Annotated in this window: 14 protein-coding genes and 1 pseudogene; 5 read left to right on the top strand and 10 right to left on the bottom strand. The window is 73.4% G+C overall.

What is annotated here, in order from left to right; all coding sequences use genetic code 11:
• Nucleotides 1-154: 154 nt before the first annotated feature.
• The 4 genes and pseudogenes from AC6I72_RS11325 to AC6I72_RS11340 form a co-directional block, all read right to left on the bottom strand.
• Entirely contained in the window at nucleotides 155-2,860 is a 2,706-nt protein-coding gene (locus tag AC6I72_RS11325; protein ID WP_498000664.1) for a SpoIIE family protein phosphatase, read from the bottom strand.
• A gap of 415 nt (nucleotides 2,861-3,275) precedes the next feature.
• Nucleotides 3,276-3,713, bottom strand: a pseudogene (locus tag AC6I72_RS11330) (ATP-binding protein); the annotation flags it as partial.
• A gap of 117 nt (nucleotides 3,714-3,830) precedes the next feature.
• Nucleotides 3,831-4,244, bottom strand: a complete 414-nt coding sequence (locus AC6I72_RS11335) for a (deoxy)nucleoside triphosphate pyrophosphohydrolase (RefSeq protein WP_498000665.1) — start codon at nucleotides 4,242-4,244, stop codon at nucleotides 3,831-3,833.
• Nucleotides 4,245-4,368: 124 nt separating this feature from the next.
• Complete coding sequence (locus AC6I72_RS11340) at nucleotides 4,369-4,575, bottom strand: SPOR domain-containing protein (RefSeq protein WP_498000666.1); 207 nt, start codon at nucleotides 4,573-4,575, stop codon at nucleotides 4,369-4,371.
• Between the two features lie 645 nt (nucleotides 4,576-5,220).
• Between AC6I72_RS11340 and AC6I72_RS11345 the strand changes: the two genes are divergently transcribed.
• Nucleotides 5,221-5,640, top strand: a complete 420-nt coding sequence (locus AC6I72_RS11345; protein WP_498000667.1) for a cytidine deaminase family protein — start codon at nucleotides 5,221-5,223, stop codon at nucleotides 5,638-5,640.
• Between the two features lie 40 nt (nucleotides 5,641-5,680).
• Here the strand turns inward: AC6I72_RS11345 and AC6I72_RS11350 are convergent, their stop codons facing one another.
• Entirely contained in the window at nucleotides 5,681-6,433 is a 753-nt protein-coding gene (locus AC6I72_RS11350) for a GntR family transcriptional regulator (protein ID WP_037864665.1), read from the bottom strand.
• Between the two features lie 388 nt (nucleotides 6,434-6,821).
• Here AC6I72_RS11350 and AC6I72_RS11355 point away from each other — a divergent pair, with 388 nt between their 5' ends.
• Together AC6I72_RS11355 and AC6I72_RS11360 are read left to right on the top strand one after the other, a co-directional pair.
• Nucleotides 6,822-7,010, top strand: coding sequence for a hypothetical protein (locus AC6I72_RS11355; RefSeq protein ID WP_498000668.1), 189 nt, complete (start codon nucleotides 6,822-6,824; stop codon nucleotides 7,008-7,010).
• A 9-nt stretch (nucleotides 7,011-7,019) separates the two neighbouring features.
• The gene (locus tag AC6I72_RS11360) at nucleotides 7,020-8,126 is read left to right on the top strand and encodes a pyridoxal-phosphate dependent enzyme (protein ID WP_498000669.1); all 1,107 of its coding nucleotides are present in this window, start codon (nucleotides 7,020-7,022) and stop codon (nucleotides 8,124-8,126) included.
• Nucleotides 8,127-8,212: 86 nt separating this feature from the next.
• Here AC6I72_RS11360 and AC6I72_RS11365 read toward each other — a convergent pair whose 3' ends face one another.
• On the bottom strand, nucleotides 8,213-9,043 hold the full coding sequence (locus AC6I72_RS11365) for an oxidoreductase (protein WP_498000670.1): 831 nt from the start codon (nucleotides 9,041-9,043) through the stop codon (nucleotides 8,213-8,215).
• Between the two features lie 127 nt (nucleotides 9,044-9,170).
• Between AC6I72_RS11365 and AC6I72_RS11370 the strand changes: the two genes are divergently transcribed.
• Nucleotides 9,171-10,082, top strand: coding sequence for a LysR family transcriptional regulator (locus tag AC6I72_RS11370; protein WP_498000671.1), 912 nt, complete (start codon nucleotides 9,171-9,173; stop codon nucleotides 10,080-10,082).
• 269 nt (nucleotides 10,083-10,351) lie between these two features.
• On the opposite strand, the gene AC6I72_RS11375 is transcribed toward AC6I72_RS11370, so the two are convergent.
• The gene (locus AC6I72_RS11375; RefSeq protein ID WP_498000672.1) at nucleotides 10,352-11,095 is read right to left on the bottom strand and encodes a DUF4232 domain-containing protein; all 744 of its coding nucleotides are present in this window, start codon (nucleotides 11,093-11,095) and stop codon (nucleotides 10,352-10,354) included.
• Between the two features lie 266 nt (nucleotides 11,096-11,361).
• Nucleotides 11,362-14,715 (bottom strand): AfsR/SARP family transcriptional regulator, encoded by a 3,354-nt coding sequence (locus tag AC6I72_RS11380; protein WP_498000673.1) that lies wholly within the window; start codon nucleotides 14,713-14,715, stop codon nucleotides 11,362-11,364.
• 419 nt (nucleotides 14,716-15,134) lie between these two features.
• Here AC6I72_RS11380 and AC6I72_RS11385 point away from each other — a divergent pair, with 419 nt between their 5' ends.
• Entirely contained in the window at nucleotides 15,135-15,266 is a 132-nt protein-coding gene (locus AC6I72_RS11385; RefSeq protein ID WP_498000674.1) for a hypothetical protein, read from the top strand.
• A gap of 27 nt (nucleotides 15,267-15,293) precedes the next feature.
• Here the strand turns inward: AC6I72_RS11385 and AC6I72_RS11390 are convergent, their stop codons facing one another.
• Nucleotides 15,294-16,712, bottom strand: a complete 1,419-nt coding sequence (locus tag AC6I72_RS11390) for an ATP-binding protein (RefSeq protein ID WP_498000675.1) — start codon at nucleotides 16,710-16,712, stop codon at nucleotides 15,294-15,296.
• 113 nt (nucleotides 16,713-16,825) lie between these two features.
• On the bottom strand, nucleotides 16,826-21,517 hold the full coding sequence (locus tag AC6I72_RS11395) for a caspase family protein (RefSeq protein ID WP_498000676.1): 4,692 nt from the start codon (nucleotides 21,515-21,517) through the stop codon (nucleotides 16,826-16,828).
• Between the last annotated feature and the right edge of the window lie 22 nt (nucleotides 21,518-21,539).

The following is a 21,539-nucleotide window of genomic DNA, read 5'->3' on the forward strand; positions in this document are numbered from 1 at the left end:
GGCCGCAAAAGCGGTTCTCCCCAGGCGATCGGCTTCCTGCTGAACGCCGCCCTCCGCACGCCCGCGGATCCGCCGCGTCATCGATCCTCGGACCGCGCGGCTCGGGGGCGTGAGTGGCCTCGTTCCGCCCTGTTCGCGGTCGAGGCACTCGACGTCAGAACAGGCTCAGCAGCGCCTCCGCCGGGTCTGTGAGCGGGTTGTCGCCGTCGGGCAGCGGGAGTTCGAACCAGACCGTCTTGCCGCGGGGGGTGCGGCGGGAGCCCCAGGCGGCGCTGAGGAGGCCGACCAGCTGGAGGCCCCGGCCGCCCTCGTCGGTGTCGCGGGCGCGGCGGCGGCGGGGCTGGACCAGGCCGGCGTCCCAGACCTCGCAGACCAGGGTGCGGTCCAGCAGCAGGCGGAGCCTGATCTCGCCCTCCCCGTACCTGAGCGCGTTGGTGACCAGCTCGCTGACCAGGAGTTCGGTGGTGTCGACCAGCGGTTCCAGGTCCCAGGCGAGGAGCTGGCTGCGGGCGTACTCGCGGGCGCGGCCGACGCTGCGCGGCTCGCGCGGCAGCGTCCAGTCGCCGACGGACTCGGCGGGCAGGCCCTGCACGCGGGCCATGAGCAGGGCGATGTCGTCCTCGCCGTGGTGGCTGCCGAGGGTGTTGAGGACGTGGTCGCAGACGTCCTCCAGGGGGAGGTTCGGGTCGGTGAGCGCGCCGACGAAGGCCTGGAGCCCCTCGTCCAGCGGATGGTCGCGGGACTCGACCAGACCGTCGGTGTACAGCGCCAGCAGGGCCCCCTCGGGGAGTTCGACCGTCACCTCCTCGAACGGCTCGCCGCCCACACCGAGCGGCAGGCCGGGCGGGACGTCCAGCATCAGCGCCTGTTCGCCCGGCTCGACCAGGACGGGCGGCAGGTGGCCCGCGTTGGCGAACGTGCAGCGGCGGGTGACGGAGTCGTAGACGGCGTAGACACAGGTGGCGAGGTAGACCTCCGACAGGTCCGCCTCCCGCGGCCTGCGGGCGGCGCGGGTGGCCTGCTGGACGCCTCCGGGCGCGCCGAGGCCGCGGGCGATCTCGTCGAGCTGGGAGAGGACTTCCGCCGGTTCCAGGTCGAGCAGGGCCAGCGTGCGTACGGCGGTGCGCAGTTCGCCCATGGCGACGGCCGCGCGCAGTCCGCGGCCCATCACGTCGCCGACGACCAGCGCGGTGCGGTGGCCGGGGAGTTCGATGACGTCGAACCAGTCGCCGCCGACCTCGCTGGGCCGGCCGGTGGCCGCGTTGCCGGGCAGGTAGCGGCAGGCGATGTCCAGGCCGGAGGCCTCCGGGTCGCCCGGCGGCAGCAGGGAGCGCTGGAGTATCAGCGCGCGTTCGTGCTCGCGCCGGTAGAGGCGGGCGTTGTCGATGCAGACGGCGGCACGCGCGGCGAGTTCGACGGCGAGATCGCGGTCGCGGTCGCCGAACGGCTCGCTGCCCTTGGTCCGTGAGAACTGCGCCAGACCCACCACGGTGTCGTGGGCGACCATCGGCACGGCCAGCGTGGAGTGCACCAGGCCGCCGTCCTCGCCGGGCACGAGCTGCGGGCGGGCGGTGCGCAGGGCGTCCGCGCAGCGGGAGTTGAAGGGGTAGTGGTGGACGGCGCCCAGTTCGACGGGGGCTCCGGTGGCCGACAGGGGGGCACCGGAGACCGCGCTGGCGAACGCCACCCGGCGCAGTTCGGCGCTGCCGTCGGCGAGGCCGGGCGGGGTCTCGTCACCGGCGAGCAGGCCCTGGTAGAGGTCGACGGTGGCCAGGTCGCAGAAGCCGGGGACGACGACGTCGAGGAGTTCGCGGGCGGTGGTCTCCAGGTCGAGCGAGTTGCCGATGCGGGCGCCGGCCTCGTTGAGGAGGGCGAGGTTGCGCCGTGCGGCGGCGGCTTCGCGGGCGGCGGCCCGGCGGGCGGTGATGTCGGTGCCGAGCCAGGCGATGCCGATGGGGCGACCGCTGCCGCTGTGCACGCGGTAGAGGTTGATGGACCAGTGGCGGCGTTCGTCGGAGCCCGGGACGAACCCGGTGACGTGCATGTCCGTGATGGACTCGCCGTTCTCCAGGACCCGGCGCAGGGTGGCCGAGACCCGGTCCGCCTCGGCGCGGGGCAGATAGTCGTACAGGCCCTTGCCGCGGTGGTCGTCGGGGGTGCCGCCGAAGATGGAGGCGAAGCGCTGGTTGGCGCGGCGGATGCGCAGGTCGGGATCGAGCAGCAGGAACCCGAACGGGGACTGGCCGAAAATCGCCTGCGAGGCGGCGAGATCGGTCTCGATGCTGCGCAGGGTGCGGACGTCGACGACGATGCAGACGGCGGCCTTGTCGCCCTCGGCGGTGCGGGTGGGCATGACGTACACCTCGGCGAGACCGCGGGTGATGCCGCCCGCGCGGCCCCGTCCGGCCGTGCCGCGCGGACCGTCGGGGTCCGTGCCGCCGCCTCCCGCGCGCGGCCGTCCGCCGTCGTCCTGCGGGGGCACCAGGCGGAACGGGACGACGCCGGTCCACTCCCGTCCGTCGAGGATCTCGGCCATCTTGCGCTGGCCCTGCTCGCGCAGGTCGGAGTCGATGAACGCCTCGATGGGGTCCATGCCGACGGCGCGCTCGGCGGGAATGCCGAACAACTGCTCGGCCCGCACGCTCCACTGGTCGACGTGCCCGTCGGGTCCGATGGAGAAGGAGGCGACCTTGATGTAGTCGTAGATGGAGCCGGGCGGACTGCTCTGCCACATCGCGTCCACGGGAGGCGCCCCCTCGACCCCAGCAGGTCCCCCGGCGGCCCCGCCACCCGCGGACCCCGTCCTCGCGCCGTCCGACGGGTCCTCGGACTCCGTGGCCTTCGCTGGTATCTCGCTCACGCGAACCGTCCCCTCCAGCTCACCGCGTCCGGTACCGGTCACCGGGGGCGGCTGCCCGCAGTATCCAGCACTACGGCGCCGCGCAACACGGTGTTCACGATCACAGGACCATCCCGATGCTCTCTGGTCCGGCCCGGTTCGTCCTGTGACAACACAACCTGTCTTCTAACCAGGCGACACCCCGTCGAACCCCACTGCGGACAACCGCCGTGAACGAGTGTCCCCGGCGAGCGCGGCGGACGGCCTCCCCCGCCCTTCTCGTCACCCTTCGTCACGGGCGGACGCGACCGGGCCGGCTCCTCCCGCCCGGGGAGCCGTCGCACGGGGAAGCGCCGGAGGGAGAGCCGGCGGGGGGTGAACTGTCGGACGGGGAACCGGCGGAACCGCCAGGGGCCCGCGCTCCGCGGCCGCGGGCCGGTACGGCCAGTTCGAACCAGACCGTCTTGCCGCTCTCGTCCGGCCGGGTGCCCCAGCGGCGCGAGGAGGCGGCGACCAGTTGCAGGCCGCGCCCGCTCTCGTCGTCGGGCCGGGCGGGGCGTTCGCGGGGCGGGTCGGGCAGCGGGTCGGAGACCTCCACCAGCAGCACGCGCGGCAGCCCCGCCGGGCGCACCAGGCGCAGGCCGATCGGGCCGTGGGCGTGCCGCAGCGAATTGGTGACCAGCTCGCTCACCAGCAGGACCGCGGTGTCACCGACGCTGTCCAGCTCCCAGCTGCGCAACTGGCCGCGGACCGCGGAGCGGGCGGTGCGCACCGCGCCGGGCTCCGCGGAGAACGTCCACTCCGCGCAGTCGCCTTCGGTGTCGATCACGCCGATCACTTCCCGGGTCAGCGAGCCCCTCATGTCCGGTTTCATGCGGTTAAGGGGCCCATACCCGATATGCGGCGCCCAGTACCGCCCTTCCGCCGACGGTACCCGGGCGGCTGCCCGGCGGAAGGCCTACACGTGCCGGTCCCGGTGAGGCGGCGGTGGTCAGGTCCGCGGGGCGGCTTCCAGGTGGGTGAGAGCGGCGCGTACGGCGGGCACGTCCTGGTCCAGCCACGGGACGGTCCAGATCTCGGCCGGGGCCAGCCAGCGGAGTTCGTCGTGGTCCTCGAGGGGTTCGGGGGCGGCGGAGCCGGGACGCAGACGGGCCGTCCACACCCGCAGTTCGTACGGAGGCCTCAGCGGCCAGGCGCCCGGAACCGGCGCGACGGTCTCGGCGTCCACGCCCAGTTCCTCGCGCAGCTCGCGCACGAGGGCCGCCTCCGGCAGCTCACCGGGCTCGACCTTCCCGCCGGGCAGTTCCCAGCGCCCGGCCAGCTCGGGGGGCGCGCTGCGGCGCGCGGCGAGCAGACGGCCGCCGTCGAGCAGGGCGGCACCGACCACCACGATCCGTTCGGTCATGGCCCGGAGCCTACGGGAGCCGCGCCGGGGGGCCGGCCGGCGGCCCTGTGCCAGGGGCCGGGACTCAGGCGCCGGCGCTGCCGGGCTTCGTGCTCCCGGTCGCCGGGCGCGGTGTCCCGGCGGGTCAGGCGTCGCTGCCGCCGGCCGCCGGGCCGCCGCCGGGCTGGCCGACGCACTCCACCCAGTAGAGCTGTTTGTGGCCGCGCCGGTCGAGGCTGTCGGCGATCTTCTGCGCCTCGGCGCGGGTGGCGTACCTGCCCACGCGGTAGCGGTTGCCGTTGTCGTCCTGCCGGACGACGAGCCAGGGAAGAGTGATCGTGCTGTCGTTCATCCCACCCCACTGCTCCTTCCCGCCCCTGCGCGCCCCCGCGCTCCCGGTCACGTCCGGCTTCCGGTCCCCTGCCGGGAAACCGCACTTCGCATATGCCCGAGCCTACGCCCAACCTTCACTCAGCGAATACGGCTTTTCACAAAGAGGCATACAACCGGCCAATCCACAGGGGGCGCACGACGACAAACGCGCCGCTCGCGGACATGAGGGGCGCGCGGTCGCGGGCATGGCGCCGTCGGCCGACGCGAGCACGGGCGACCTGCGAGAACGGCCTGAATCCAGCGCCGAGGGCAGGGAGCGGGAAGGAAGGCCGACCCGCGGGTTTGCGGGTGGGGGCGCGCACCACCCCCACGCAGGGGCGCTCCGGGACGCCGGCGGCTCCGGAGCCCGGGGCTGCCGGACTCCGGGACTGCCGGACTTCGGGACTGCCGGACTCCGGAGCCAGCGGACTCCGGGGCTGCCGATCTCCGGAGCTGCCGGGTTCCGGGACCCACACCTTCCGTACGGTCCCTACCGGCGGCACCTTCCGCACGGCCGGTACCGTCCGCACAGGCCGTACCGTCCGTACCTGGCGAAGCGTCTGACGCGGCATTCGACGACGGATCGGGCGCAGAGCGAAGAAAACCCATGACGAGGACGGAAGAGATGACCACGCAGACCGGGGCCGGGCACGTCGACCACGAACTCGTCCGGGCCGCGGCGCACGTCGCGCGCACCCGCTGCCGCGGTGACGAGCACACCATGGCCGCCGCGGCCCGCGCCGACGACGGCCGGATCATCACCGCGGTGAACGCCTACCACTTCACGGGAGGGCCGTGCGCCGAACTGGTCGTCATCGGCGCGGCGGCCGCCCAGGGCGCCTACCGGCTGGAGACGATCGTGGCCGTGGGCGACCGCGACCGGGGTGTCGTCCCCCCGTGCGGCCGGTGCCGCCAGGTGCTCCTCGACTACTTCCCCGCCCTGGAGGTCATCGTCGGCGAGGGCGAGCACCTGCGCAGCGTCCCCGTCGCCGCTCTGCTGCCCGAGACCTACGTCTGGGCGGACCACCAGCTCGACGCCGGGTGACCCCGGCCCCCCGGACGGCACCCGGACCGCGCCCGGGCGGCTACTTCACGGGCAGGTGGTACGCCACGCGGTAGCGGTCGGCCGGGATGACCACGTCCGCCGTCTCGACGGCCCGGCCGGAGGCGTAGAACGTGCGCTGGACGACCACGACGACGTGGCCGGGCACACCACCGAGCGTGATCAGTTCCTCGGCGAGGCCGGGGCGGGCACCCACCTCCTCCGTGACGTTGTCCACGATGATGTCGATGGCGCGCATCCGCTCGACCACACCCATGCCGCCCAGCGGCCCCTCCTCGGGGAGCATCACGGGGGTGCGGCCGGTCAGCGCGAGCGGCTCCCAGGAGGTGGACAGCATCATCGCCTCACCCGCTTCCCGGAAGACGTACTTCGTGCACATCACGCGGTCGCCGGGCTTGATGCCGAGCCGGTCGGCGATCGCGACGCTCGCCGCGGCCTGCGCGCTCCGCGACTCCCAGCTGCCGCGCGCCTCGGCGTCGGCCTGCTCCTGCCGGAACGGCGTCGCCCCGCCGGCCGGGCGGAAGCCGGAGCGGGCGACCCGGCGCGGCACGGGCCGCTCGCGCACGTACGTCCCCGAGCCCGAGCGGCCCTCGACCAGGCCCTCGGCCATCAGCACCTTGCGCGCCTCCAGGGCGACCGTGTCCGAGACGCCGTACTCCTCGCGGATCCTGGCCTGCGAGGGCAGCCTGGTGTGCGGGGGCAGCAGGCCGTCGACGATCTTCTTGCGGAGGTCGCCCGCGACCCGCAGATACGCCGGCTGCTCACCGAAAGTCACTGGCCACTCCCATCAGGTTGCACAGACAGCAACAGCGTGACAACCGTAGGTTGAGCCAGGCAAGTGAAGGCCAGAGAATCACTCGATGTGATGACTTCTGGGGTCGGGGGGCTTTACCCAGGCACTTTCTCCCCGCTATGAGCGTGCTCACACCTGCCGCCCGGTCCCGCCCGCGACCCCCGCGTCCCCGCCACCGCGCCGCGCAGGCCATGGCACCTGCCTGGCCGGGCCCATAGCCTTGCGCGCCGTGACGGACCGCGCGGTGACGGACCGCGCGGTGACGGAGATCGGGCGTGGCGGGCGGCCCGGCGAGCGGCCAGGGGGTCGGCGGGCGGCCCGGGGGTCGGCGGGTGCCCGGCGCGCCGGAGCGGGTTCCGGGGCCGCAGCGGTGACCGCCGACACGGCCGCGCCCGGCGCGGCGCCCCCGTCGGCCCGGCACACAGCCGTCCTCGTACGGGCGTGGTCCGACCGGCCCTTCGGCTTCCTCGCCGTGCACCGGTCGAGCGGCCTCGCCGTCACCGCCGGGTGGGTCACCGACCCGACGCCGTACCCGGAGCGGGGCGCCGTCCGCCCCTAACCTGCCTCCATGACAAGTCTGCCGGACCGCTACTGCCCCACCGACGGCGTCCGGGTCCCCAGTGACTCGCTCGCCTGGTGCTGCCCGTCCTGCCACGGCCCCCTGGACCTCGACTTCTCGCCCACTCCGGCGCCCCTGAAATCCCTCACCGGGCGGGTGAACTCGCTGTGGCGGTACGCGGAGACGCTGCCGCTCGCGCCGCCCTCGGTGTCCCTGGGCGAGGGCCGCACCCCGCTGGTGACGCTGACCGACGAGGTGTCGGCGAAGCTGGACTACCTGATGCCGACGCTGTCGTTCAAGGACCGGGGCGCGGTGCTGCTGGCCCAGCTCGCGCAGCGCACCGGCCCGCGCCGGGTGGTCGCGGACAGCAGCGGCAACGCGGGCACGGCGATCGCCGCGTACTGCGCCCGGGCCCGGCTGCCCTGCACGGTGTACGTCCCGCTGGGCACCTCCGCGAAGAAGCTGGAGCAGATCGAGGCGCACGGTGCCCGGCTGGAGATCGTCGACGGCGACCGGGCGGCGGCGGGCACGGCGGCGCAGCGGGCGGCGGACGAGCCGGAGACGTTCTACGCGTCGCACGTGTACAACCCGTACTTCCTGCACGGCACCAAGACCTACGTCCACGAACTGTGGGAGGACCTGGGCGGCCGGCTGCCCGACGTGCTCGTGCTGCCGGTGGGCAACGGCACGCTGCTGCTCGGCGCGGCGCTGGCGATCGCCGAGCTGTACGGGGCCGGGCTGCTGGACCGGCGTCCGGCGTTGTGGGCGGTGCAGGCGGCGGCGGTGGCCCCGCTGGCCGACGCCTGGGCGCGGGGCGCGGAGGAACTCACCGGCACCACCACCCTCGCCCCGACCTACGCCGAGGGCATCGCCATCCCGCGTCCGCCCCGCGCCCGGCAGATCCTGCGCGCGGTGCGGGGCTCGGGCGGCACCTTCCTGACGGTGACGGAGGACCAGATCCGCCACGCCCAGCTGGACCTCGCCTCCCGGGGCCTGTACGTCGAGGCGACGGGCGTGGCCTGCTGGGCGGCGGTGCGGGAGGGCGCGCTCGGCGGAAGGTCGGCGGTGGTGCCGCTGTGCGGGGCGGGACTGAAGTCGGGACTGGCGCGGCCGTAGCGCCCTCGGAGGGCCGTGCCGCCGTGCGGGGCCTTGGCGCCCGCACAGGGCCTTGACGCGCGAGCGGGCCGGGCGGCCGTCGGGGCTCAGTCGTCGAAGGCGGTGGCGCGCGTGCGCTTCTCCCAGGCGGTGACGTCGCCGCGGACCTGGTCGAGGTGGCCGAGGACGGCGGTGACCGCGTCGTCGCCCAGCGGCAGGCGCAGGGGGGTGTCGTCCGCCTCCAGGGCGGCGAGGATCAGCGCCGCCGCCTTCGCGGGGTCGCCGGGCTGGCTGCCGTCACCGCCGGCCACGGAACCGCGGGTCTCGCTCACCTTGGCGTACAGGCCGCTGTCCGCGCTGACCCCGGCCCTGCCGGTGCCGAACAGCGACGTGCGGAAGGCTCCCGGCTCGACGACCAGCACCTTGACGCCGTACTCGGCCACCTCGTCCGCCAGCGCCTCCGACATGCCCTCCAGGGCGAACTTCGTCCCGCTGTACGCCGCGAACCCCGCGAAGGACATCTGCCCGCCCATGCTGCTCATCTGCACGATCGCGCCCGAACGCCGCTCGCGCATGTGCGGCAGCACGGCGCGGGTGAGCGCGGCCGGACCGAAGACGTGCACGTCGAACAGTTCGCGCAGCTCCTGCTCGGTGGTCTCCTCGAAGGCGCCGACATGGGTGCGGCCCGCGTTGTTGACCAGGACGTCGATGCGCCCGTGCCGGGCCAGCACGTCCCGTACGGCGGCCTCGGCGGCGACGGTGTCGGCGACGTCCAGCGCCAGCGCCTCCACCTGGTCGGCGTGCGCGGCGACGAGGTCGGCCAGGGCCTCGGGGCGCCGTGCCGCGCCCACCACGATGTCACCGGCCGCGACGGCGGCCTCGGTGATCGCCCGTCCGAAACCGCTGCTCGCCCCGGTCACCAGCCACACCTTGTTCATGACCCCTCCTGGGTTCGTCATCGCGCTCGCGCTCGTGCTCACGTTCGTGCTCGCGTTCATGCTCGTGCTCTTGTCACCAGGTTCGGCCCGGAAGCGGTGGCGCGTCCAAGATCCGTCGTGATAGCCGATGGTTATGACGACGGACGTGCACCTGAGAGACCTGCGCTACTTCGCGACGGCGGCCGAGGAACTGCACTTCACCCGTGCCGCGGAACGGCTGTACGTGTCGCAGCCCGCGCTGAGCAAGCAGATCCGGGCACTGGAGGGGCAGTTGGGCACCGAACTCTTCGAGCGCGGCCCGCAGGGCGTGGCGCTCACCGACGCCGGGGAGGCGCTGCTGCCGCACGCCCTGCGGGTGCTGGAGGACTGGGAGCGGGGTGCCGCCGCCGTGGAGTCGGCGCGCTCGGCGCGGCGCGGCACGCTGGTGGTGGGCATGAGCACCAGCCCGGGACGCGGCGGGCTGCTGCCGGCGATCCGCTCCCGGTTCACGGCCGCGCGGCCCGAGGCGTCCCTGCGGTTGCGGCAGGTGAGCTGGGACGATCCGACGGCGGGTCTGGCGGACAAGGAGACCGACGCCGCCTTCGTCTGGCTGCCGCTGCCCGACCCCGAGCGGTACGGGTGGACGGTGGTCGCCGAGGAGCCTCGCCTGGTCGCGCTGCCCGAGACGCATCCGCTGGCCGCCCGTGCGCAGATCGACTTCGCCGATCTGGTCCCGCTGCCGTTCCTGGCGCTGCCGCGGGCCGCCGGTGCGCTGCGGGACCACTGGCTCGCCCTGGACGCCCGCGGCGGGCGCCCGCCGCGGATCGGCGCGGAGGTGGCGAGCGCCGAGGAGACGTACGAGGCGCTGGTCGCGGGGCTCGGCGTCTGCCTGGTCGCGGCCGGCAACGCCCCGCTCGTCACCCTGGGCGGGGTGACCACCCGTCCGGTGCTCGGCATCGAACCCAGCCGCTACGCCTTCGCCTGGCGCCGCGAGGACGCGGACCATCCCCTGGTCCGCGCCTGCGCCCAGGCCTGCCGGCTGGCGACGGGCAGCGCGTGAGAACACCGGGAACGTGTGAGACGTGGAGCACTGGAGCCCCCGAGAACGGGAGGGCCCGAGAACGGGAGGGCCCGGTGGGACCCGCCCGGCCAGGCAGGTCGCACCGGGCCCTGTGCCCGTGCCGGGCGGCCCTGTGCCCGTACGGGGGGCCGCCCTGTGCCCGTGCCGGGCGGCTCCGGGCCACGCCGAGCGCCCCTCGGGCGCGCCGGGCGGGGCTGGTCCGCGCCGGGCGACCCTCGGGCGCGCCGGGTGGCTCCGGGCGGTGCCGGTCAGAACTCGTCGGCGCCGTTGCGCAGTTCCTCGGTCCAGTAGCCGGTCTTCGCGACCGCCTCGTCGACCGCGAGGCCGCCGGCCGGCGCGTGGACGACGATGCTGCCCTCGGCGGGTCCGTCGGCGGCGAAGAGGTTCACGTTGAACTCCTTGACGACCTTGTTGTCCTCGTGCGCACCGCCGTTCGCGATCCGGACGTTGGCGTACGCCGACGCGCCGGACGCCAGGACGACGGGCACCCCCGGGTTGCTCTTCGCGACGGCCGGGATGTCCTTGGCGGTCTGGACGGGGCCGAAGGCGAGCAGCGGGTACTTCAGCAGGCGGCAGGAGTGGCCGGAGGTGTTGGTGGCCGTCAGCACGACGTGCTCGGTGGGCGTCTCGTCGGCCTTCGCCGCCTTGACCTTCACGTCCTGGAAGGTGCAGACGGGAGCGTTGGCGCCGGACTTGCCGGAGGCGGAGCCGGAGCCGGCCTTGTTCTTGGCGGCGGGCTGGGCGTTGGTCCCGGACTTCGCGGTGCCGGACCCGCCGGAGGCCGAGGCGGCGGAGGACCCCGCGGAGTCGGCGGCGACGGTGGCGCCGGTCGTGGCGGTGGCGGACTTCGCGGTGTCCGTGGCCGTCTGCGACGTCGAGGCGCCCCCCTCGTCCTTGGTGCCGGACCCGTCGCCGCCGCAGGCGGTCAGGCCCAGCGAGAGGGCGGCGACGGCGGCGACGGCCAGGACGGTGTGCTTGCGGTGGTTGCGCATGGTGGTTCTCCCCCGTGGTGTGATAAAGGCGGTGATGGCGGTGAAGCCGGTGGTGTGGCGGTCGTGGCCGGTACCCGGTGCCCCCTGACCCCGCACGCCCCCGCGGTCGTTGACGCGGTGGCGCGGTCGTGGTTCCGGGCGGCCGGAATCCCGTACTCCGGGCGCCTCCGCGTCGGGCGTCGGCGTCCGGCGTCCCGTGCCCGGTGTCCCGTGCTCGGTGCCATGTACAGCTTCGGATCCCGCGCTGCCGTCCCGCTTACGTCCCGCTAACGCTTCGCTGCCAGCCCGGACAGCAGGTGCGCGGCCCGTTCGGCCCCGGGGGTGAAACCGGCCGCCTCCGACGCCGCCGCGGCCTGCCGGAACTCCTCGGCGGCCTCGTCGGTCCGGCCCAGACCGGCCAGCGCCTCGCCGCACAGGATCCGCAGCTGGGCCCGGCCGACGGCGGCGTGCGGCGAGACGAGGGAGGTGGCGCGCAGCGTGTGCGTGAGGGCCGCCTCGTACGCGCCGGTCCGCAGGCAGTGCTGCGCCAGGTGCTGGAGCGTCAGCACCTGGGTTGAGGGATGGCCGGTGCGGTCGGCGAGCGCGACGGCGCGGACCATCAGCTCCCCGGGGCGCGTGACGTCCCCGGTGGCGTCCAGGACGGCGGCGAGGTTGACGCAGGCGATGGCCTCGCTGATCGTGTCGCCCGCGCGGGCGGCCAGCGCGGGTGCCTGTTCCAGGTGGACGAGGGCTTCGGCGTCCCGCCCCTCCTCGTGCAGGATCCAGCCGAGCAGTGCCCGGGTCCGCGCCTGCGCGTCGAGGTCCTCCGCGCGCTCGGCGGAGGCGAGCCCGGCTTCCAGCAGGGGCGTCCAGCCGTCCGTGATCCGCCACAGCATCAGCGGCCACTGGACGAGGGCGAGCCGCCAGGCCCGGTCGTGCAGGCCCAGGGCAGCGGCGGCGGCGACGGCCCCCTCCAGCGCGGGGCGCTCCGCCGCGTACCAGGCGAGCGCGGCGGCCCGGTCGTCGAACTCGCGGGTGGCGGCCGGGCGCCGGGCGTCGGCGGGCAGCGCGTAGCAGGGCTGCGAGCCGGGTTCGGCGGCGGCGTCCGCGGCGAGCCCGGTGTAGAGGTAGTGGTCGAGGAGGCGGCGCAGCCCCTCGGGGTCGGCCTGCGGGGCGAGGTGGCGGGCGTAGAGGCGGACCAGGTCGTGCGGTGTCCAGCGGCCCGGGACGGACTCGGTGAGCAGGTGGGCCGCGGCGAGCCGGTCGAGGTCGGCGGAGGCCTGGGCGGGGGTGGTTCCGGCGAGGGCGCTCGCCGTGAACCGGTCCAGGTCGGAACCGGTGTGCAGGCCGATGGCGCGGAACATCCGGGCGGCCGGTTCGGGCAGTTGCTGCACGGTGAGGTGGAGGGCCGCGGCGACGCCGGTGTCCTCGACGTTCAGCAGGGCCAGGCGACCCTGCTCGTCGGCGAGTTCGTGGGCCATCGCGCCGAGGGTCCACCGGGGACGCTCGGCGAGGCGGGCGGCGGTGACGCGCAGGGCGAGCGGCAGCCCGTCGCAGAGCCCGGCCAGCCGGGCGGCGGCCTCCGGTTCGGCGGCGACGCGGTCCTCGCCGAGGACGCTGACGAGCAGTGCCTCGGCGTCGGCCGCCGGGAGGTGGGCGAGCGGCAGCGGCCGGGCCGCGTCGGAGGCGATGAGCCCGCCGAGCCGGTCCCGGCTGGTGACCAGCGTGACGCAGTGGTCACCGCCGGGCAGCAGCGGTCTGACCTGTTCGGAGGAGCGGGCGTTGTCGAGGACGACGAGCAGCCGGCGTCCGCTGGTGAGCGCGCGGAACAGCGCGCCGCGGGCGGCGGTGGTCTCGGGCACGTGGGGCGCCGGGGTGCCCAGCGCCAGCAGGAACTCCCGCAGCACCGAGCCGGTGTCGGGCGCCGGGGTGTCGCTGAAGCCGCGCAGGTCCGCGAAGAGCCGGCCGTCGGGGAAGCCGGCGCGCCGCTGGTGGGCCCAGTGCAGGGCGAACGCGGTCTTGCCGACCCCGGCGGGCCCGGTGATCAGGCAGACGGGCGCGTCCGTGACACCGGCGGCGCGGTCGAGGGCGGCCAGTTCGGCATCCCGGCCGGTGAAACCGCGCGGGGCGCGGGGCAGCAGCTCCGGGACCGGGACGGCGGACTCGGCATGCGGCGGGCCGTGGCGGACGGCAGCCGGGGCGGTGGGGTCGCAGGACGGGGGCGGGGTGGGGGCGGCGGGAGCGGTGAGGGCGGTGGGCGCGGTGGGCGCAGTGGGAGGCGGGGGCGCTGCGGGGGAGGTGGGGGTGGCGGAGTCGAGGAGCGCGGCGGGGCCGGGGGGCGCGGGGGTGGGGGCACCGGGGACGGGCCGCGCGGGAGGCTGATCGGCGTGGGCGCCGGGGGCGGCGTGGGCGGACAGCGTGGGCGGCTGTCCGGCGGGGGCGGGCCGCAGGGTGTGCGTTCCGGGCGGCGCGGAGTGGGCGGTGGGTACGGCGGGCGTGGCGGGCGCCGGGGGTACGACGGACGGGAGCGGTGTGTCCGCTGAGACCGGGGCGTCTGACGGGACCGCCGTGGCCGGGGCGGCCCAACTGGCAGAGGCGGCCGGCATGGCAGGGGTCGCCGGCACGGCAGGCGTGCCCCCGGGGGCAGGCAGGCCGGCCGGGCTCGGCGGTGCCGCGGAGGCGGAGGCCGCACGGGCCGGGGCCGTGGCCATGGCGGTAGCTGGGGCGGTGGCGGTGTTCGGGCCAGGTGAGGTGGCCGGGGACGGCGCTGTGGCCGCCGGGACAGGAGCCGGCGCCGGAGCGGGCGCCTGCGCCGGTGCGGGCGCCGAAGCCGGAACAGGGGCCTGGGGCGCGGGCGCCGGTGGGGCAGGGACCGGTGGGGTGGTGACCGGTCGGGCGGGTTCAGGAGACCGCAGCAGGGTGGCGTACGCCTCGGTGAGCGCGTCACCGGGGTCCACACCCAGCTCGTCGGCGAGCAGCCGCCGGGTGCGGTGGTACCAGTTGATCGCGTCGGACTGCCGCCCGGAGCGGCCGAGCGCCAGCATCAGCGCGGCGGCCAGGGACTCCCGCAGTGGGTGGGCGACGGCCTCGGTACGCAGGACGGCGGCGGCCCGGCCGTGCTCGCCGAGCTGCCCGTACGCCTCGGCCAGGGCCTCCACGGAGGCCAGCCGCAGGTCCTCCAGGCCGCTTGCCGCCGCCTCCAGCGGCCCGCTGCGCACCGTTCCGGTGAGCGCGGGGCCCTGCCAGCAGGCCAGGGCCTCGCGCAGCATCCGCACGGTGTCGGCGGGCAGGCGCTGCGCCCGGGAGAGGGCGACGAGTTCCTCGAACCGGTGGGCGTCGACCAACGACTCCGGCATCTGCAGCTCGTACGCGGTGCCCTGGGTGGTCAGTTCGACCCCGTAGTCCCGGGCGCCGTGCGCGGCGAGCAGGGCGCGCAGCCGCGAGACGTGCCCCTGCAGAACGGTCTTGAAGTGGGTGGGCGGCTCGTCCTCCCACAGCGCGGCGGTCAGCTGGTCGACACTGACCGCGGTGTTGGGCCGCAGCAGCAGCATCGCCAGCAGGCTGGAACGCTTGACGGGACCGGGGGCGAGGTCGCCGTTCTCCGTGATCACGGCGACGGATCCGAGCAGCCGGAACTCCACCTGCCTGACACCTCCCGATCCGCGGCCCGCCGTCCCGAGCCGAGGATACGTGGGGACGTAGGCGGAAACGACCGGCATACCGTCCGCCACCAGGCGACTTCGGCCACCGGCCGCACCGCTCACCGCCCGGGACCCGGCTGCCCCACACCGGCCCCGGCAAGGTGTCCTGACCGGGTGGAAGCACCCGAGGCGCGTCTCCTCCGCCAGTCCAATGTCATGCGCATGGTGAACAAGGTCACACGGACGGACGTACGTTCACGCCGTGCACGGCTCACCAGGCCGTCGTTCCTCTCCACCCGCACGCCCCCCTCTCCACCCCCACGCCCACCGACGTGTCGTCCGGATCGAGGCGGGCGGTCGGGGACGGTGCGGGCCGCCGGCGCTCTCGTGTCCCGCCCCCACCGAATCGCTGCGGACGCATGACCGCATTGCCCGACTGGATGCTGAAGCGTCCGCCCTGGATGCTGAAGCGCCCCGTCCCCTTCGGTATCACCCTGGACCTCGACAAGCTCACCCCGGCACGGGCCGTCACCCCGCCGCGGGCCGAATGACGACCACCCCTTCCTGCCCGCCGCCGCTCACAGTGGCCAAGCGGCCAGCAGATCGCCGGGGCCGTAGGCAGCATCGAGCCCCTGGCAGTCGACCCCGCTTCGCGCGACCGCCACGACCGGCAGGGGCTCGTCCGTGAGGGCCGCCCGGTGCCGATGGAGAGCGGCCAGATCGTGCCGGTCGAAGGGTGAGTGCTCGAGCCACTTGACGGAGCCGACGAAAAGCAGCTCCTTGGCCAGGGGAGCGCGGTCCGCTCCGACGAGGTCGATCTCGACGTCGTTGGTGCGGGTCCAGTAGCCGCCGACCGCGGGCGCGGCGGGGAGCCGGCCGTCGGGCAGCATCCGGGCGAGCGCCTCCCGGACGAGTGGCTCGATCGCCCGGCCGCGCCAGCTGGTCCAGCTGTCCCGGATCCGCGCCAAGGCCAGATCGCCCCGTCCCCGCTCGATCTCGTCCAGGGACGGACCGAGCAGATGCAGCCAGAACCGCAGGTAGGGGTCGGCCACCCGGTAGCGGCGATCCTTCGACGGACGCAGCGAAACGGGCAGCTCCGCAGCGACGATCCGCTTCTCCGTGAGCAGTTCCAGCGCTCGCTGAAGCGGCGTGGCCCCGATCCCGCCGGCTGCCCTGGCGATGTTGGTGAAGGTCCGCTCACCACTGCCGATGGCCGCCAGCACCGTACGCGCCTGGGCCTGCGGGGGGAATTCGGCGGCCAGCGAGCGCTCGGCCGACACCAGCAGGGCCGAGACCGGATCACTCAGCGCCTCGGCGAGGAAGTCCCACAACCCTTCCCCTCTCGGCCACTCCGCGCAGATCAGCGGCAGCCCGCCGGTGACCAGAGCGGCGTCGAAGGCTTCCGCCGGGTCCAACCCGAGCATCCTTCCCACCTCGGCGGGGTTCAGCGGCCCCAGCACCATCTCCCGGCCGCGCTGGTGGAAGGGGCGTCCGTAGCTGTTCAGAGCCTCCATCATTGACAGATCGGACCCGATGAGGATCAACAGCACCGGCTTCGCCTCCAGCACCCGGTCCCAGGCTCGTTGCAGCATCCCCTCGAACGCGCCGTCGCCGTCCATGAGGTACGGCACCTCATCGATGATCAGCACGCTCACCCGGTCCGCGGGGAGCGCGGCAGCCAGCACATCGAAGGCGGCATCCCAGTTCTCCGGCCGCGCGGCGGTCACCAGCCCCGCCAGCGGCAGCGTCGACGCTTGTGCGTCCCGCGCCAGCCGCGCCAGATCGTGCCTCGGTGACGCCCCGGTCGCCGCGTAGAACAAGAACGGGGCTCCGGAGCGCTCCGCGAACCGCTCGACCAGTCGCGACTTACCCACCCGGCGCCGCCCACGCAGCATCACGCACCGACCGGGCCGCTCCCCGCCGACCCCTGCCGCGACCTTCTCCAGTTCCCGCTCCAACGTCGCCAGCTCCTGCCGACGACCCACGAAATCCACCACGCCCACACCCCCGTCCCACAAGGTCTAGGTCACTAACATATAAGTTAGTAACATAGATGTTAGTGACCTGCGGGCCGAGACACGAAGCGGTTCGAAGATCCGCCGGACAGGCCTTAGCCGAAGGTGCTGCGCAGCCTCTTCACGCTGAGCCGCCCGTCGTTCACTGTGTGGTCGGCCACGAAGCCCAGCAGCGTGCGCCCCAGGTCGGCGCAGGAGCCGGTATACCCCTGGTCCAACTTGAGTGCTTGGGCGGCGTACTCTCCCCACACCAGGTGGGCGAGCGCCAGGACACGGCCCTGGGCCAGCGCGAGAGCGACCCGGCTCTCCCAGTCACCCGGGTCGAGCCATACCGCCGCGTTGAGGCAGGCCCATGCCCGCACGAGGCGGTTCCTCACGAGCTCTTTGCTCTCCGCTGTGGCCGGAAAGGTGAGCCAGGAATCCCCCGGTTCCCGGGGTTTCCACGGAAGGGGAACAAAGCCGCACAGCCGTTCCGCCTGCTCCAGATGGAAGAGGGCCAGTTGTCGCACCGTCTCAACCGTGGCGCCGAGGTCGGTCAAGGCAGCGGTGCAGGCGCTGCGTTCGCTTTCCGTGGTGGCCTGACCCAGATCCGTCAGCGCTGCCGCGAGCTGCAAGAAGCCGGCCTGTTCCGCCGAGGTGAGCAGGCTGTCCAGCTCAGCGGGGATCCCCGTCAGTGAGGGATCCGGTGACGGGCTGAACGCGCACGCCGCACGGAGGCGCAGCACCTCGCCCCAGTGTCCCGGCGCAGACTTCGCAGACTCCGCGAGCTCCCGGTGCGCGGTCTCCAGGAGGCGGCTCCGCTGCGGTCCGGGGCCGGTCCTCCACAGTCCTGCCCGGAGCAGGGCGTCCGCGCGCAGCAGAATCAATTCCCGCCTCTTGTACTCAGGCATGACCTTGCGCCTGGGATCCGTCCTCCGGGCGGCGTCGGCGAAGTTCCATGCGGCCATGTCGTCCTTGGCCTTGATCGTCAGGAACTCGTACTGCGGTGGTGGCTGCCGTCCTTCGGTCACGGAGTAGATTTGGCGGAACGCCCCGTTCGGGATCTCTCTCCCGGAGATCGCAGCCAGCTCGTGCAGGAAGCGGCGTTCCAGGGAGTGGTGCGCCCTGAACCAGGTGTTGGACTCCCCATAACTCTCGGCGAACGACCGCACCCTGGCCTGACGGGCCGCGTGAACAGCACGCAACTTCTGCTCGAGCTCAGGCTCCGGCACCGAAGCCAGAGGGCACGACCACGGCAGGACGAGCGGGGAGTCCGTCTCGGCGAGCAGTTCCTGGCCCACGAGAACGGACCAAGTGCCGGGCTCCCTCTTGTCGGCGGCCCGCCCGACCGCGGCCGTCCACCTCCTGAACGCGGGGCCCGCGGCGTCCCGCAGCGACTCGGACCAGACCCGCTGGGACAGCATGGTGGTCACTGTGAGCCAGCTGCGCAGCACCATCCAGTCCGGGTCGGCGTCCAGCGACCGGTCCAGGCCGGCCTTCACCTCACGCAAGTCCCTCAGCACCTCCCGGTGCATACCCAGGGACTCCTTGTCGAGGACACCGGCTGTGAGGAGGAGCGCCCTGAAGATCCACTCGTCCCTGTCCGACCCCGGAACCAGCGAGCCGGACGCCTCGATGTCTCCCAGCACCTCCAGCCAATCCCTCCGGAGCAACGAGGAACGTGCCGAGATGAGGGAGTTCATCACCTGGCTGGCCGCCCGCCAGCGGGTGACCGGGACCAGGCCCTCCGCGGGGCCGTGCGGGTCATAGGTCAGGAGGTGTTTCATCAGGCATCCGAGTGTCGCCGCGGCCGTCTTCTGGCCGATGACGGCTTCCAGCGTCTCCTCGAACTGCTGCCCCATGCCCACTTGGGCGGACTCCGTCATGATCCGGATGGCTTCGACCAGGTGCCAGGCCTTCCTCTCCGGGGCGTCACCGACGCGCGCCTCGAGCAGATGCAACTGATGGCACAGACGCGCGAGCCCGTCACTCGGCGACGCCTTGATCGAGTCGTCGATACTGTCGATCAGCAGCGCCACCGACCGAGCGATCCGCCGCAGGACGTCGTGGTCGTCGGTGAGCTGAACCGTCTGCAGACCCCAGCCGGCCAGGGCGAGGACCCTGCTCACGTGCCCCGCTCGGAAGTCGAGGCTGAAGTCGTCGGCGAGTCGGTCCAGCACGTAGGTCCGGAACTCGCAGACCTCCTCAACGGCGTCCAGTTGCCGCGCGCAGAGCAGAGTGAGGCGGTCCAGCGTGTTGATCTCGGTGTGGTCGATGCCCTGCGTCCGGCGGAGCTCTTCCTCGAGATGAAGCAGGGCCTCCGACAGGTTCTCGCGCATCCCCGGCGTGTGGGCGGGCAGGCGCGAGAGCACGTTGAGCTGTGCGATGCCGAGCTGGACGGCAGGCAACGCGCCCCGGGTACGGATCGGCGACTTGCTCCGCAGTCGGCCCAGACCGGCCTGGGTCTCCTTCAGGTCGACCGGAAGGAAAGGGGTGTCGACGGACTGCGCCAGCAGGTGGGTGATGAGGATGGACCGCGTCTCGGACCATTCCGCGAGGCGTGACCGCGAAAGGCCCGGGAACTCCAGTTCGTCCAGTTCGTTGAGGGCACGTTCCAGGACGCCCACCGTCTGGAACTCGTCAGCTGCTCGCCGGCTGTGGTCCGCGGGGGGGCCGGCCAGTTCCGGGCTCTGCCGCGCGCCGAACTGATGCATGTGGGCGAGCAGATCCGCAGACGCCTTGCCGATGAGCTGGTCGACCTCCGCCTCGTCGACCTGCACAGCGCCGAGAAGCACGTCGGGGACCCGGTTCTCCCCGTACCGGTCGTGGGGGGAGAACTGGAGCCGTCTGCGGATTTCCCGGAGCGCGTCCTGGGCCACCGAGCCGACCGTCACCTCCAGCGGGCTACCGCCGGGGACAGTGTCCACCAGGACTCCGGATGTCCGCAGCCAGTCCACGACCCCCTGGAGGGGCTTCAGCGCGATCGGCAGTTCGTCCACCACAAGTGGGGGAGCGCCCAGCTGGACCCAGGCCAGCAGAATGGCGAGAGCGCCTGGCTCGGACCCCTCCCGGAGCCGGCAGCCGGATTCGATCAGCACCGGCTCGATCACGTAGTGGGTCGCCCGCCTGATCTCCTTGCCGAGGCCGGCGCTGTCCGGCTGCTCGTTGAGGAGACTCATACGCGCCCCCAGGGCGGCGACGGCCTGCATCAGCACCACCGGACGAAGGGTTATCGTGTCGTCGCCGGCCAGCCGCAGCGCTTCGTCCGGATCCGGGCCGGTGATGCCGTGCTCGTCCAGAAGCTGACGGATGAGTTCGGCGGCCTCCCCCCGCTCCAGGCCGGGTACGGGCACCGCCGCGACAGGTATCAGTTGGCCGTTGCCGGTCACGCCTCCCGCGTTGCGGGCCGCGACCAGCAGGACCAGTGCATCCCGGAACAGCGGGTAGGCGAGCAGCAGTTCCAGGTCCTCGTAGACCTTGCGCAGGTCGGTCCTGGTGGCGCGGAGGGTGATGTACAGGACCATCGGCCGTCCGTCGGCGCGACGGGCGAGTTCCGCCACCGCGCGCTCACGGGCGTCGGCGAAGTGCGCGGTGGTCAGTTCCAGGTTGGTGGTGTCGTCCCTGGTCACGCCCAGGGCGAGCTGCAGCGACCGCAGAGCCGGGACCGGACTGTCGTACCGGATCAGGTCAAGGTCGAGCCGCAGTACGTAAGGGTCCTGGGGCAGGGCGGTGCGCACACCTTCGGGTGCGCCCAGAAAGCTCTCCGTGAGGACCTTCTTCCCCACGCCCGGTTCCCCGGTCACCGGCACCACGGCACCGGACCGGGAACGGTCCTGGAGCAGGGCGAACTGCTTCGGCCGGGGAAGGACCGGACGACCGGTCCGCCGGTAGTCCCAGGGCCACTTCAGCCCCGTGGGAGCGGGAGACTCCTGCTGGGCAGGCTTGGCGCCAGCCTCCTTCGGCGCCGCGGCCGGGGACCCCTGGGCGGGCTCTGGTCCGGTGGTGGCGGTGGCCACGGCCTTCGGCGCCAGGTTGGGAAGCCAGGGCATGTGCCGGATCCCGCCGGGCGACAGGAGCGGTTCAGGTACGTACTTGTCGGAGTCGACGAGTCCGAGGTTGCTGTTGTGGTCTTCGGCCTGCTTCTTGATCAGGAGACCGAGAGTGTCGAGGCTCAGGTGGGAATCTTTCGGCGGAGCCAGTTCGGTGACGGCCCTGACCAGCGCGTTGGTGAAGAAGCTGGGACCGTCCTCCACCGGCGATCTGGCCAGCTTGTCCTTGTCGGCGGCGACCAGCAGGGCGACCTTCTCCACCGCCCCGGGCTGCTGCAGTTCGGCGCGGACGTGGTCGATCGCCGCGCCGGCATGGCAGCAGTCGAGGATCACGATGACGTGGTCGGCAGGGAACTTCGCGGCTTGCAGGGTGTGGGCGACGTCGCTGAAGGCCAGGCTGCCGCTCTTCGTCTCCACCGACGTCGTGTGACTCAGCGCCAGGTGGAGCCCTTGCTCGCCGAGGGGGTAACCGTGTCCTGAGAAGTAGACCAGGAAGAGGTCCATCTGCTCCGGAGAACGCGCCGCCGTGTTCTCCAGCGCCATGAGGACGTCGTCGGGTCGCAACGGCCCGTTCTGGGAGCTGAGCCGCACACAGTTGCGACTGGGGAGGCCCCAGCTCTGCAGCAGATCGCTTACGGCGTCGAGGCTGTGCAGGACCGAGGGCAGGTTGTCCAGCCCCGGGCTGTGCGAGTACTCGTGGCAGCCGATGAGCACGGCACGGGATCGCTGCGGGTCGAACGGTCTGGGCTGGCTGGTCATCAACGGCCCTCTTCCGGACGGA

It is taken from the genome of Streptomyces sp. Xyl84 (assembly GCF_059731885.1).

Excerpts from the sequence above, each read along its gene's own strand:
- AC6I72_RS11335 (WP_498000665.1), bottom strand. The coding sequence starts at position 4,244 with ATGACCGAACGGATCGTGGTGGTCGGTGCCGCCCTGCTCGACGGCGGC.
- AC6I72_RS11340 (WP_498000666.1), bottom strand. The coding sequence starts at position 4,575 with ATGAACGACAGCACGATCACTCTTCCCTGGCTCGTCGTCCGGCAGGAC.
- AC6I72_RS11345 (WP_498000667.1), top strand. The coding sequence starts at position 5,221 with ATGACCACGCAGACCGGGGCCGGGCACGTCGACCACGAACTCGTCCGG.
- AC6I72_RS11360 (WP_498000669.1), top strand. The coding sequence starts at position 7,020 with ATGACAAGTCTGCCGGACCGCTACTGCCCCACCGACGGCGTCCGGGTC.
- AC6I72_RS11365 (WP_498000670.1), bottom strand. The coding sequence starts at position 9,043 with ATGAACAAGGTGTGGCTGGTGACCGGGGCGAGCAGCGGTTTCGGACGG.
- AC6I72_RS11370 (WP_498000671.1), top strand. The coding sequence starts at position 9,171 with ATGGTTATGACGACGGACGTGCACCTGAGAGACCTGCGCTACTTCGCG.
- AC6I72_RS11375 (WP_498000672.1), bottom strand. The coding sequence starts at position 11,095 with ATGCGCAACCACCGCAAGCACACCGTCCTGGCCGTCGCCGCCGTCGCC.
- AC6I72_RS11385 (WP_498000674.1), top strand. The coding sequence starts at position 15,135 with ATGACCGCATTGCCCGACTGGATGCTGAAGCGTCCGCCCTGGATGCTG.
- AC6I72_RS11395 (WP_498000676.1), bottom strand. The coding sequence starts at position 21,517 with ATGACCAGCCAGCCCAGACCGTTCGACCCGCAGCGATCCCGTGCCGTG.